10 protein-coding genes are annotated in these 13,848 nt (G+C 62.3%); 6 read left to right on the top strand and 4 right to left on the bottom strand.

What is annotated here, in order from left to right:
- From RUU78_RS21025 to RUU78_RS21015, 3 genes are all read right to left on the bottom strand, one after another.
- On the bottom strand, nucleotides 1-657 hold a 657-nt coding region (locus tag RUU78_RS21025), incomplete at its 3' end, for a hypothetical protein (protein ID WP_313919638.1).
- A 100-nt stretch (nucleotides 658-757) separates the two neighbouring features.
- Entirely contained in the window at nucleotides 758-1,750 is a 993-nt protein-coding gene (locus tag RUU78_RS21020) for a helix-turn-helix domain-containing protein (protein ID WP_313919637.1), read from the bottom strand.
- Nucleotides 1,750-2,259, bottom strand: a complete 510-nt coding sequence (locus RUU78_RS21015) for a hypothetical protein (protein ID WP_313919636.1) — start codon at nucleotides 2,257-2,259, stop codon at nucleotides 1,750-1,752. The genes RUU78_RS21020 and RUU78_RS21015 overlap by 1 nt, the downstream gene beginning before the upstream one ends.
- 344 nt (nucleotides 2,260-2,603) lie before the next feature.
- On the opposite strand from RUU78_RS21015, the gene RUU78_RS21010 reads away from it, so the two are divergent.
- From RUU78_RS21010 to RUU78_RS20985, 6 genes are read left to right on the top strand one after another with little or no spacing between them, the layout of a single operon-like run.
- Entirely contained in the window at nucleotides 2,604-5,651 is a 3,048-nt protein-coding gene (locus tag RUU78_RS21010; protein WP_313919635.1) for a type I restriction endonuclease subunit R, read from the top strand.
- The gene (locus tag RUU78_RS21005) at nucleotides 5,648-6,934 is read left to right on the top strand and encodes a restriction endonuclease subunit S (RefSeq protein WP_313919634.1); all 1,287 of its coding nucleotides are present in this window, start codon (nucleotides 5,648-5,650) and stop codon (nucleotides 6,932-6,934) included. The genes RUU78_RS21010 and RUU78_RS21005 overlap by 4 nt, the downstream gene beginning before the upstream one ends.
- 3 nt (nucleotides 6,935-6,937) lie before the next feature.
- On the top strand, nucleotides 6,938-8,140 hold the full coding sequence (locus tag RUU78_RS21000) for an AAA family ATPase (RefSeq protein ID WP_313919633.1): 1,203 nt from the start codon (nucleotides 6,938-6,940) through the stop codon (nucleotides 8,138-8,140).
- Nucleotides 8,141-8,150: 10 nt separating this feature from the next.
- Entirely contained in the window at nucleotides 8,151-9,161 is a 1,011-nt protein-coding gene (locus RUU78_RS20995) for a virulence RhuM family protein (RefSeq protein ID WP_313919632.1), read from the top strand.
- On the top strand, nucleotides 9,158-9,361 hold the full coding sequence (locus RUU78_RS20990; protein WP_313919631.1) for a hypothetical protein: 204 nt from the start codon (nucleotides 9,158-9,160) through the stop codon (nucleotides 9,359-9,361). The genes RUU78_RS20995 and RUU78_RS20990 overlap by 4 nt, the downstream gene beginning before the upstream one ends.
- Complete coding sequence (locus RUU78_RS20985; protein ID WP_313919630.1) at nucleotides 9,358-10,983, top strand: type I restriction-modification system subunit M; 1,626 nt, start codon at nucleotides 9,358-9,360, stop codon at nucleotides 10,981-10,983. The genes RUU78_RS20990 and RUU78_RS20985 overlap by 4 nt, the downstream gene beginning before the upstream one ends.
- 183 nt (nucleotides 10,984-11,166) lie before the next feature.
- On the opposite strand, the gene RUU78_RS20980 is transcribed toward RUU78_RS20985, so the two are convergent.
- The gene (locus tag RUU78_RS20980) at nucleotides 11,167-13,551 is read right to left on the bottom strand and encodes a family 20 glycosylhydrolase (protein WP_313919629.1); all 2,385 of its coding nucleotides are present in this window, start codon (nucleotides 13,549-13,551) and stop codon (nucleotides 11,167-11,169) included.
- Nucleotides 13,552-13,848: the final 297 nt, after the last annotated feature.

The following is a 13,848-nucleotide window of genomic DNA, read 5'->3' as shown; positions in this document are numbered from 1 at the left end:
GACCGTCACGCCGGTCGTCGGATCGAAGCGCGCAGCGGCATCCTTGGCCGGGTAGTAGTGGCGCAGCACGTCGTCGGCGGCTGGATCGAGCGGCGCGATGCGCAAGGTGTGATCCTGCAGCGCCACGTCGTCGTGGCAGCCGCCCCAGAACTGCGGTCCTGCGTCCACGACGATGCGTTCGATCCGCGGTCCGGCCGGCAGGCGCAGCCGCACCGTGCCGGCGGCGTCGGTGCGGCCTGCGTCGCCGCGGCGCGCGGCAAGGTCGGTGTAGGCGCCGACATGGGCGTCACGCAGCGGCTTTCCGGTCTGCGCATCGACGCAGGTCATGGTGATCGACATGGTCGCATCGGATGTCTCGGCCAGCGACATCGGCGCCAGGTGCAGCGTGACCACGTGCGGATGCGGATAGACGTATTCGGCGATGGCGCGCACCGGCGAGCCGTTGTGTACCAGCGCAGCGGCGCCCTCCGCGCTCATTTCCACGAGGGCCGGGCCGTTGTAGTTGGCATCGTGCACGGACATCACGACGCCGTCGATCGCCTGTTCGCTGCCCGCTTCGTAGACGAAAGCGTCGGCCAGCGCGTTGAGACGCTCGGCGTCCGGGCCGCTGTCGCTGGTGAGGCCGGACTGCGGCAACAGGATGTATCGCTGGCTCATGGCGGCGCTCGATCGGGCTGGTACTGCAGCAGTGCCCTGTCAGCAGCGATCCTCGCAGCGCCGGCGCGACGCAAGCCGTGCGCGGGCGCCGCAGCGAAGCTCAGCGCGCGCGCAGCCGATAGCGTTCGCGGTAGTCGTTGGGGGTCATGCTGACGACGTGCTTGAACAGGCGCCGGAAGCTCGACACGTCCTGGTAGCCGCAGCGGCCGACGATTTCCTCGAACGACAGGTGAGTGGTTTCGAGCAGCGCCTTGGCCCGCTCCACACGCAGCTTCTGCACGTATTCCAGCGGCGTGGCGCCGAAATCTTCGTGGAAGCGGCGCAGCAGCGTGCGTTCGCTGACGCGGCAATGATCGGCCAGCGCACGCACGCTGATCGCCTCGTGCAGGCGCTTCTGCAGCCATTTCTCGGCCCGCTCGCCGAGACCCTGGCGCGGCTGCTGCGCCAGGGCCAGGCTGATGTAGGGCGCCTGGCTCTGGCGTTCGCGATCGACCAGCATGAGGCGCCCGACATTATGCGCGAGCGCCTTGCCGCCGGCCCATTCGACCATCTGCAGGACCAGCTCGTAGCTCGCCGTCGCCGCGCCCGCGGTGACGATGCTGCCGTCGTCGATCAGCAGTTCCTCAACGGCGAATTCCACTGCCGGATAGCGTTCGCGCGCGAGGTTCGCGAGCCACCAGCTCGTCGTTGCACGACGCCCGTCGAGCAGACCGGCTTCGGCCAGCAGCAGGGTCGCGTTGCAGGTCGAGGCGATGCGCAGGCCCGCTTCGGCACAGCGCCGCAGCAGCACGCGCTCGGCGACGAGGGAATCCAGCCGCCGGCACAGATCGCCGGTGTTGCTGTAGTCGATCGCGGCAACGAGCAGCACGTCGAACTCGTCGGGGCGCGCGAGCTCGGCGTCGAAACTGATGCCGCTGCCGATCCGTACCGGGCCCGGCCGCGCCGCGACCACGCGCACCGACAGTGGCGCGGGCGCGCCCGGGTTGAGCACATGGGCGAGCTTGTTGGCGGTGCGCAGCGTATCCAGCGGCGTGGTCACGGCCGACGCCATCGCCGCCTCATGCACGAGTATGCCGATGCGCAGCATGGCCATCAGCGTGCGGCCTCGCTAACCGCGACGCGGCTTTCGGCCGCAGCGTCCAATGCGGCGTTGTTCACGAAGATCACTCCACCGCCAGCCGCGGCGATCTGCTGCAGCAGCGCCGGAGGCAGGGTTGCGGCCTGGCCCGGCGCGGTACGGCAGCCCGGCGCGACCGCGGTCGCATGATCGACCGTCACGCCGACCGGCAGCAGGTCCAGGCCGGTGTCCGCCGGCACCGCCAGCCACAGGCCCGGCGCCAGCGCCGCCGCGCATTCGGCGCTGAACACGCGGCTGCGGATTTCGCCGCTCTGTGCATCGATCTGCTCGAAACGCGCCGCGGCCAGATCCAGGCGCATGCTGTAGTCGCGACCCGGCAACGGTTCTACGACGCGGTCGTCGATGCGGATATCGGCGGCGGAAGCCAGCCCGGCAAAGCCGGCGAACAGCGCAAGAACGAGGCCCGACAACGGGCGCGACAACAGACGCGACGACACGAGCGACAAGCGGTTCGGCGATTTCATGGCACAGGTCCTTCGGGGGAGAGTGGAGCCATGCTAGGCCGCTGCAGCCTGCCGCACCGGTGGCGGAATCGCAATCCTGATGGGGAAATCCGCCAGACCCGCTGCACTGCGCCATGAAGCAACGCGCTTGCGTTGCCGACCTTGGGCTTCGCCCGGTCGCTCTGGGGCGGGTCCAGACAGACCGCCCTGGCACCCTCGAAGTACCACCGCCTCAACACTCACTGCACGCTTGAGCGGAAGGGACCTTGGTCTGTTGCATTCGCAACCGCGCCCGAGCGGGGCCACGACCGGCGGCCGCGTCTACACTACCTGACCCCGCTGGCCTCTGGCGAACTCCTGTCCACATGTCCTCCGAGATCCCCTACCCGCCCGCCACCGGCCGCCGATATGCCGGCGTCAAGGAACACGACATCGAGACGGCCCTGCTCGAAAAGCTCCGCGAACTCAAGTACACCGACCGTCCCGACATCCGCGACCGCGCCACGCTCGAGGCGAACTTCCGCCAGAAGTTCGAGACGCTCAACCGCGTGCGCCTCACCGACGGCGAGTTCACCCGCCTGCTCGACGAACTCGTCACCCCCGACGTCTTCACCGCCGCGCGCGTTTTGCGCGAGAAGAACGACTTCACGCGAGATGACGGAACACCGCTGAGCTTCACGCTGGTCAATATCAAGGACTGGTGCAAGAACGACTTCGAGGTCGTCCACCAGCCTCGCATCAATACCGACTACAGCCACCATCGCTTCGACGTGCTGCTGCTCATCAACGGCGTGCCGGTCGTCCAGATCGAGCTCAAGACCCTGAGCGTCAACCCGCGCCGGGCGATGGAGCAGATTGTCGACTACAAGAACGATGCCGGTAACGGCTATACGCGCACGTTGCTGTGCTTCCTCCAGCTGTTCATCGTCAGCAATCGCACCGACACGGTCTATTTCGCCAATAACAACGCGCGGCACTTTTCATTCAATGCCGACGAGCGCTTCCTGCCGGTCTACCGCTTCGCTGATCGCGACAACAAGCCGATCGCCCATCTCGACGACTTCGCCGACTGCTTCCTGCAGAAATGCGCACTCGGCCGCACGATCAGCCGCTACACGGTGCTGATCCAGAGCGAGCAGAAGCTGCTGATGATGCGGCCGTACCAGATCTATGCCGTCCAGGCCATTGTCGATTGCATCGAGCAGAACTGCGGCAACGGCTACATCTGGCATACCACCGGCAGCGGCAAGACGCTGACCTCGTTCAAGACCTCGACGCTGTTGCGCGACAACGACCAGATCGACAAATGCCTGTTCGTCGTCGACCGCAAGGACCTCGATCGGCAGACGCGCGAGGAATTCAACCGCTTCCAGGAAGGCTGCGTCGAGGAAAATACCAATACCGAAACCCTGGTCCGCCGTCTGCTTTCCGACGACAAGTCCGACAAGGTCATCGTCACGACGATACAGAAGCTGGGCCTCGCCCTCGACGCCACGAACCGGCGCAACTACCGCGAACGTCTCGCACCACTGGCAACGAAACGCCTCGTCTTCATCTTCGACGAGTGCCACCGCTCCCAGTTCGGCGACAACCACCAGGCTATCAAGGAATTCTTCCCGCGCTCCCAGCTGTTCGGATTCACGGGTACGCCGATCTTCGACGAAAACGCCTCACGCCTGCAGATCGCGGGCGACCAGGCGTCCATGCGCACGACCGTAGATCTGTTCCAGCGAGAGCTGCACGCCTACACCATTACCCACGCCATCGAGGACAGAAACGTCCTGCGGTTTCACGTGGACTACTACAAGCCCGACGGCAAGGACGCGCCGAAGACCGGCCAGACCCTCGCCAAGCGCGCCGTCGTCGAAGCCATCCTCGCCAAGCACGACGCGGCCACCCATGTGCGCCGCTTCAACGCGCTGTTTGCAACGGCATCGATCAACGAGGCCATCGAGTACTACAGCCTCTTCCAGAGCATTCAGGCCGAGCACCAGGCAGCCGATCCGGCCTTCACTCCACTCAGCATCGCCTGCGTGTTCTCGCCACCGGCACAACTCGCGCAGACCGTCGACGAGAGGAGGGACATCGCCCAGCTCGCGGAAGACCTCGAGCAGGAACGGACCGACAACGAGAACGAGCCGGAGAAAAAGAAGGCAGCGCTGACAGCCATCATCGCCGACTACAACGCGCGGTATGGCACCAATCACACCGTCAGCGAATTCGACCTGTACTACCAGGACGTGCAGAAGCGCATCAAGGACCAGCAGTTCCCCAACGCCGATCTGCCGCGCAAGGGCGCCGAGAAGATCGACGTCATCCTGGTCGTGGACATGCTGCTCACCGGCTTCGACTCGAAGTATCTGAACACTCTCTACGTCGACAAGAACCTGAAGTACCACGGCCTGATCCAGGCGTTCTCGCGCACCAACCGCGTGCTGAATGCCACCAAGCCCCACGGCCAGATCCTCGACTTCCGCGCCCAGCAGGAGGCCGTAGATACCGCCATCACGCTGTTCTCCGGCGTCAAGGACGAAGGCAAGGCGCGCGAAATCTGGCTGGTCGATCCCGCGCCGACGGTCGTCGGGAAACTGAAAGATGCGCTGGTCAAACTTGGGGAGTTCCTGCAATCGCAGGACCTTCCGCCCACGCCGGAAAGCGTGCCCGCGCTGCGCGGTGACGAGGCGCGTGCCGCCTTCATCGAGCGCTTCCGTGAAGTGCAACGTCTCAAGACCCAGCTCGACCAGTACACCGACCTCGCCCCGGAAACCAAGGCGGCAGTCGAACAACTCCTGCCGCGCGACGAACTCAACGCCTATCGCGGCGTCTACCTCGCGACCGCCCAACGCCTCAAGGAGCAGCAGGACAAACGCGGCGACCAGGCGCCCAGCCCCGTCATCGAACAGCTCGACTTCGAATTCGTCCTGTTTGCCTCCGCCGTGATCGACTACGACTACATCATCAAGCTGCTGGCCAACTTCTCGACCAAGGCACCGGGCAAGCAGACGATGAATCGCGAGCAGCTGATCGGGCTGATCGAAGCTGATGCCAAGTTCCTTGACGAGCGCGAACTGATTACCGACTACGTGCGTACGCTGGAGGCCGGGCAAGGGCTCGATGAAAAGGCGATTCGCGATGGGTATCAGCGCTTCAAAAAGGCGCGACAAGCTAGTGAGCTCGCTGAGATCGCGGACAACCACGGCCTTGCGCGCGAGCGGCTTGAGGCTTTCGTCGAGAGAATCCTGCAGCGCATGGTGTTCGATGGGGAACAGCTCACCGAGCTGATGGGGCCGCTGGGTCTCGCCTGGCGGGAGCGGCGGGTGAAGGAACTTGGACTGATGGATGTGCTTGTTCGTGTCCTCAAGAAACGTGCTGCTGGCCGCGAGATTTCCGGCCTGAGCGCCTACGAACCATGAAAAACTCGAAGAACACACAGAAAGGCGCGAATGAATTCATGACGCCGAAGCTGCGGTTTACGGAGTTTCAGGATCAACAGGGATGGTCGCTGCATAAGCTCGGTGAAAAAGCGGTCATATTGAAGGGAAAAGGCATTTCAAAGGCCGACCTCGACTTGAACGGGTCGCAGCCCTGCATCCGTTACGGTGAGCTGTACACCTTTTACGGAGAAACAATTCAGTCCGTCGCCTCGCGAACAAATGTCCCGGCGTCGGAGTTGTTTCTCAGCAAGGCGAATGACGTCATCATCCCATCGTCAGGGGAAACCAAGATCGATATCGCAACTGCCGCGTGCGTTCTCTTAGACGATGTCGCACTTGGTGGAGACCTTAACGTTATTCGCTCAACCATGAATGGGCAGTTTCTTAGCTACTATCTTAATGGTCCGAAAAAATTAGATATCGCGAAGGTCGCCCAAGGGGATACCGTTGTCCACCTTTACCCGCATCAGCTGAGTGCGCAACGCGTTTGGCTTCCGTCTCCGGCCGAACAAGAAAAAATCGCCAAATGCCTGAGTACACTGGACGAGCTGATCGGAGCCGAAAGCCAAAAGATATGTGCGCTCAAGGCCCACAAAAACGGGCTTATGCAGCAACTCTTCCCTCGCGAAGGTGAAACTCTCCCTCACCTCCGCTTTCACGAATTTCAGGATGCTCCGGAGTGGGAGGAGCGTAGGCTTGAAGATCTGGCAAAAAGGGGCTCAGGTCATACGCCGAGCAAGGCGCATCCTGAGTATTACAACGGTGGGATAAGATGGATTTCCCTGGCGGACTCTCGACGACTCGACAGTGGACTGATTAGCGAAACAAAAACCACGATTTCGCTGAAGGGCATCAACAATTCGTCGGCTGTGCTGCACCCGGCGGGCACTGTGTTAGTGAGCCGCGACGCGGGGGTCGGCAAAAGCGCAATCATGGGGTCAGCTATGGCCGTCAGCCAGCACTTCATCGCGTGGACGTGCGACGAGAGTAAGCTCTCGAATTGGTTCTTGTATCACCTTCTCCAGAAGATGAAGCCGGATTTTGAAAGGGCCGCCATCGGAAGCACCATCAAGACGATCGGCCTCCAGTTCTTCATTGATCTAGAAGTTGTGATTCCGTCCCTTGCCGAGCAGCAACGCATCGCGACCTGTCTCTGCTCACTTGACGATCTTATTGCAGCTCAAAGCGACAGGCTTGCCGGCTTGCGCTTGCACAAGCAAGGGCTCCTGCAGCAACTCTTCCCGTTTCCAGCGGATGCCTAAACCATGAATGAGATCAAGTTCATCGATCTTGATGCCTTGGCGCGTCATCTACGCAATGAAATGCAAACTAAGCAGTTCGCACTTCTCTGCGGCTACAACGGCGCGGGCAAGACTCGGTTATCCGGTACATTCAAGAGCCTCGGCAAGGAGGTCAACCTTGATGGCGAAACAACGAAGCGAGACACCCTTTACTTCAACGCTTTCACAGAAGACCTTTTCAGTTGGCACAACGATCTCGATAGCGACAGTGAGCGCTACTTAATGCTTCACCCTACGTCGACCTTTTTTGCCGGACTAGAAGAGTTGGAAATGGAGAACCGAATTCGGCCATTGCTGCATCGCTATGCCGATTTCGACTTCAAGCTAGACAAGGTTCCGCTTAGAAGCAGCGATGGAGAGTTGATCGGGGAGCAATTCATCGTTCGATTCTTTCGCGACACCCACTCTTCACCACCAGACACTATCGCCGACAACATCAAGATATCAAGAGGCGAAGAGAATCTATTCATCTGGTGCTTCTTTCTTGCCGTAGTTGAGCTCGCCATGATTGATGACGGCACCGGCCCCTACCACTGGGTAGACTATGTCTACATCGACGATCCAATTTCGTCTCTCGACGAACACAACGCCATAGCCGTTGCCTGCCATTTGGTTCATCTCCTCAAGGGTGGTGGAAAAAAGCTTAAGGTAATCATATCCACTCACCACACACTGTTTTTCAACGTGCTAAGCAACGAGCTTAGAGCTGAGCGCAAGGGCAGCCCAAAGAAGGCAGTCCAGTACTTTCTTAGTACCGGGAAGGATGCAGGCGGCTTCATTTTGCGAGAGCAGAAGAGCGACACTCCGTCCTATCATCACGTCGCGAACTTAAAACTATTGCATGAGGCTGAAAAAGGCGATCTCTTGTTCACGCACCATTTCAACATGATGCGTGCAGTTCTTGAGAAGACAGCGCTTTTCCATGGCTACGGGCACTTCTCGATGTGCCTGAAAGAAGGCTCGGATACAGATGACGCTGCATTGCACCAGCGCCTCCTCGACGTCCTAAGTCATGGCAATCACTCGGTCTTTGAGCCGGACGTAATGCCAGAAGAACTGAAGCGTTATTTCGCAAAGATTTTGAGGAAGTTCCGCCGCGACTATCCCTTTAATCCAGCATTGTTCCCCGAGGACTCGGCGCCATCGACTCCCGCCCCCGAAGCATGATCCGTCGCCAATGCTGATCCTCTACACCACCGAAGACGGCAAAAGCCGCATCCAGCTCCGGGCCAAAGACCACACCGTCTGGCTCAGCCAGCGGGAAATGGCCCAACTGTTCGATGTCGGCACCGACAACATCGGCCTGCACCTGAAGAACCTCTACGAGGATGGCGAACTCGCCCGCGCGGCAACTACCGAGGAATCCTCGGTAGTTCAAACCGAGGGCGGCCGCGAGGTCCGGCGCCCGGTCACCCTATACAACCTCGATGCGATCCTCGCGGTCGGCTACCGCGTGCGCTCGCCGCGCGGCGTGCAGTTCCGCCGCTGGGCTTCCACCGTCCTCAAGGAGTACCTGCTCAAGGGCTTCGCGATGGACGACGAGCGGCTCAGGAACCCGGACGGCCGCCCTGATCATTTCGACGAGATGCTGGCGCGCATCCGCGACATCCGTGCGTCGGAGAAGCGGTTCTACCAGAAGGTGCGCGATCTCTTTGCCCTCTGCACCGACTACGACACGAGCGATCGCGCCACCCAGCAGTTCTTTGCCGCCGTGCAAAACCTGCTGCTGTTCGCGGTCACCGGCCAGACCGCTGCCGAGCTCGTCACGGCGCGGGCCGATCCGGACAACCCGAACTTCGGTCTGCTCGCGTGGAAGGGCAACAAGGTGCGCAAGACCGACATCGTCATCGCCAAGAACTACCTGAGCGAAGACGAGATCGACACGCTGAACCGCCTGGTCGTGATCTTCCTCGAAACCGCGGAGCTGCGCGCGAAGAACCGCAAGGAAACCCGCATGGCGTTCTGGAAGGACAACATCGACCAGATCATCACGTCCAATGGCTTCCCGCTGCTCCAGGGCAAGGGCGGCATCAGCCACGAGCAGATGGAAGTGACCGCCGCCGCGCGTTACCTGGACTTCGATGAGCGCCGAAAGAAACAGGACGCGCTTGCGGCGGACCAGACCGACGACGCTGAACTCAAGGCACTGCAAACGAAGCTAAAGAACCGGAGACCGCAGGAAAAATGAGCGCAAGACCCATCTCCGAAGCGAAAGACCCTGACCTGCGCGCCTCGGTCGCAGCCATGAATCGCGCCGCGGAACTGGCTCGCGAGATCGCCATCCAGACCGATACGAGCCTGGTAGTGGTCATCAATGGCCAGATCGTCCGTATTCCAGCGAAAGAGCTGCGGGAAGCCGCCGCGAAGCAGAAAAGCAAATCCCTATGAACGACAAAGATCAGAAGCAGCTCGGCAAAACTCTGTGGAACATCGCCGACCGCTTGCGCGGCGCGATGATGGCCGACGACTTCCGCGACTACATGCTGGCCTTCCTGTTCCTGCGCTATCTGTCGGACAACTACGAGGTCGCGGCGAGAAAGGAACTCGGGCCAGATTACCCGGCGCTTCCCGTGGGCGACGGCCGCGTGCCGCTGTCGCTGTGGTATGCCAGCAATCCAGGCGATGTCGCCGATTTCGAGAAGCAGATGCGCCGCAAGGTGCACTACGTGATCAAGCCGGACCATCTGTGGGCCAGCATCGCCAACCTCGCCAGGAACGACAGCGGCGATCTGCTGGATACCTTGCGCGACGGTTTCAAGTACATCGAGAACGAGTCCTTCCAGAGCACATTCAACGGGCTGTTTTCGGAGATCAACCTCGGTTCGGAAAAGCTCGGCAGGACCCACGCCGACAAGAACAAAAAACTCTGCGAGATCATCAAGGAAATCGCCAGGGGACTGGCGGAGTTCTCGACTGACATCGACGCGCTCGGCGACGCCTACGAATACCTGATCGGCCAGTTCGCTGCTGGCTCCGGCAAGAAGGCCGGCGAGTTCTACACCCCGCAACAGATCTCCGGCATTCTCTCGGCCATCGTCATCCTCGACAGCCAGGAGCCGGCCACCGGCAAGGTGAAACAGCTCGGCAGCGTGTTCGACTTCGCCTGCGGCTCAGGTTCGCTGCTGCTGAACGTGCGCAAGCGCATGGGTCCGCACGGCGTCGGCAAGATCGTCGGCCAGGAAAAGAACATCACCACCTACAACCTCGCGCGCATGAACATGCTGCTGCACGGGGTGAAGGACACGGAGTTCGAGATATACCACGGCGATACGCTGCTCAACGAGTGGGATCACCTGCGCGAGACCAATCCGGCGAAGATGCCCAAGTTCGACGCCGTCGTCGCCAATCCGCCTTTCAGCTACCGCTGGGAGCCGAAGGACGACATGAGCGATGACGTGCGATTCAAGAACTACGGACTCGCCCCGAAATCCGCCGCCGACTTCGCCTTCCTGCTCCACGGGTTCCACTACCTCAAGGACCAGGGCGTCATGGCGATCATCCTGCCCCACGGCGTGCTGTTCCGAGGCGGCGCCGAGGAACGCATCCGCACCAAACTGCTCAAGGACGGCCACATCGACACCGTCATCGGCCTGCCGGCGAATCTCTTCTACTCCACCGGCATACCGGTCTGCATTCTCGTGCTGAAGAAGTGCAAGAAATTCGACGACGTGCTGTTCATCAACGCCGCCGAGCACTTCGAGAAGGGCAAGCGCCAGAACGTGCTGCTCGACGAGCACATCGACAAGATTGTCCACACCTACCAGCACCGCAAGGAAGAAGACCGCTACTCCCGGCGCGTCACGATGGATCGCATCGAGGCGGAAAGCTACAACCTCAATATCTCCCGCTACATCAGCAACGCAAAGGCCGAGCCGGAGATCGATCTGGAGGCCACGCATCGACAGCTGGTAGAGATCGAAAAGACGATACGAGCGGCGACGCAGCGGCACAATGTGTTCTTGCGCGAATTGAATTTGCCTGCTCTGCCCGGCGGTGAAGCGGGGGAATGAGCGAACACCGACGCGATGGGCGCGGTGCGGATGGACGCGGCGCGATGGGCCGAAAACTCCGCACCTGGTTCACAGGCGTTTTGCCCCCTCACCCAACCCTCTCCCCCAGGCGCGTGAACGCGCCTGGGGGAGAGGGTTAAAGCGGCGGCTCGCCATCTCGCGCCTACCGAGCCTGTCTCGCGCCTACTGAGCCTGCGCCTCACGCGCCACCAGGCGTACTTCCCCCACGACCCACAGCGTCTTCGTACTCGGCCGTGTAAACACGAAGCACAGGTCCTCGGCGCCGGCCTTTGCCTTGGCCGGCACCGACGCGCGCAGCGTCGTCTGGCCGGTATTGCCCACCGCGGTCTTCAGCGGCAGCGTGAGCCAGGGTTTGCCGGTGCAGCCGCCGCGGCGGATCTGGAGTTCGCCCGACGCGGTCGACGGCTTGCGCCGCACTACATGCTTGACGTCTTTCCACAACTGGAAGTTGTACGGAATGCTGCCGACGTCGACTTCGATCGCGGCGCTGGCGGGGAGATCCGCCTGCGGCCATATCCAACAAGCGTCGAAGATGTCGACGCTGTAGAACGGGCGCTCGCCGGTCAGCGGCGCGTCGTCTTCCAGCCGCAGCACCAGGCCGTTGTCGCGGCAGGGCTTGAGCTCGCCGCTGCTGCGCCGGCGCAGCGCGCTCGCGTCGGTGGCGATATCGACCGTACGCGTCAGGCGCGTGCGCTCGACGAACGTCGCCGCGCGCAGTGGCGTGCCGGCAGGCAGTGCCAGCGGCGCTGCATAGACCGGCGACGTCGCATCGGGCTCGCTGCCGTCGCGCGTATAGCGCAGCACGCCGAAACCGGTCTGGTTCGACAGCGTCACGTCGACGACACCGGATGCGTCGGCGGCGGCAGCGAGCGCCGCGCGCGGCAGGAACGCCGATTCGGCGTAGCCGATGTCCAGTGCACGATAGCGCGCTAACTGCGCCGGCAGGCGCGCGAGGAAGCCCGGCCAGTCGCGGCGCTCGCGTGCCGACCAGTTCACTTCGGCCAGCGCGGCGATGCGTGGGAACACGGCATGCTCCACGCGTGCCGTCGTGCGCATGTGCTCGACCCAGACATTCGCCTGGGCGCCCATCACGTGGCGCGCCTGCTGCGCGTCGAGCTCGGCCGGTGTGGGTTCGAAACCGTAGAGCTTTTCCAGCGTGACGAGGTAGGGCCGGCCCGACGGCTCGTCGGCGGCATCGCTTTGCAGGTTGTCGAGGTACAGGTCCGGGGACGGCGACAGCACGACGTCATGGCCGGCGCGCGCGGCGTCGATCGCGCCCTTGCTGCCACGCCAGGACATCACACTGGCACTCTGTGGCAGTGCACCGCCTTCGAGGATCTCGTCCCAGCCGATCAGCTTGCGATTGTGCGCTTCCAGCATGGTTTCGAGCCGGCCGACGAACCAGGCCTGCAGGGCTGTGTCGTCGGCGAGCTTGAGTTGCTTGCGCCGCGCCTGCACGCGTTTGGACGCCTGCCAGCGGTCCTTCGCCGCTTCGTCGCCGCCGATATGGATGTAGCGCGACGGAAACAGATCAACGACCTCGTCGAGCACGCCCTCGATGAACTTAAATGTGGATTCATCCACATTCAGCAGATAGGTATGCACGCCCCAGTCAGTCGAGACCGCTGGCTTTTCGCCGGTGCCGAGCTCCGGATAGGCCGCGATCGCGGCCTGCATATGGCCCGGCATGTCGATCTCGGGCACCACGGTGATGTGGCGCTGCGCCGCGTAGGCGACGATGTCGCGGATCTCGTCCTGGGTGTAATAGCCGCCATAGCGGCGCGGTTTGCCGGTCGCCGGGTCGATGTCGGCCGCGGCGGCGGGTCCGGGCGGCACGCGCCAGGCGCCGACCTCGGTCAGACGCGGATACTTCTTGATCTCGATGCGCCAGCCCTGATCATCGGTCAGGTGCCAGTGGAAGGTGTTGAGCTTGTGCAGCGCCATCGCATCGATGAGCTTCTTGATGAATTCCAGCGGCTGGTAGTGGCGCGCCGAATCGAGCATGAGGCCGCGCCAGGGGTAGCGCGGCCAGTCGGTGATAGTGCCCGACGCGATGTGTGTCGCGGACGACGCGGTGGCGGGATGCGCCGTGAGCAGTTGCCACAGCGACACGGCGCCGTAGAACAGTCCGGCGTCACTGCCGGAGCTGACCTCGACCACGCCGGCATCGGCTTTGAGCCAATACCAACCGGCGTACGCGTCACGACCTTCGTGGAAGACGAAACGGATGCCCGCCGCCGGTTTATTCGCCGCGCAATCGACAGTCAGCGCGAAACCGCGCGTGCGCTGCACCAGGTCGACGAAATAGCGAGCGACTTTCTGCGCCTCGTCGCCGCAGGCATCGACCCGTGTCGTCGCGTCGATGCGCACCGGCGCGCGCGCCGGCGCAGGCTCCACCTTGGCCGGCAGCGGCACGATCGCGTCGAGCGGCACGACGGCAGCGGCGGCAACGTTTTGCGACGTCGTCGACGGTGTGTGCGCGCACGCGGCCAGAAGGAATGCGACGCCGAGAAAGCTGCCGATGCGCAGTGATGGGGAACGAATCATGGACACCTCGTTTCGATGATGGTCACACGTCGATGACAGCAGGGTCGGAGTTGCCAAACTTATACCCGCTCAATCACCGCCTCCACGAAAGGACGTCTGACCTGCCGACACCCGTCTCCGTCCACACCCTCCGGCGCGTTGGGCGTTCTGGACGAATGGAACCTTAGGTTCCGCGCCATCGCTCTTCACACCCGTGAATCGCAAGGGCTTTACGCTCAGCTCTTGCAATTCCCGATTCCCGAAACAAAAAAGGGCCGGGATCCACGCCCGGCCCAAGTCACCACGTTGGAGATGAGG

Source organism: Tahibacter sp., from assembly GCF_032229445.1.
Taxonomy (GTDB): Bacteria; Pseudomonadota; Gammaproteobacteria; order Xanthomonadales; family Rhodanobacteraceae; genus Tahibacter.
The sequence above is the reverse complement of the archived record's forward strand: the minus strand, read 5'-3'. Positions and strand labels throughout refer to the sequence as shown.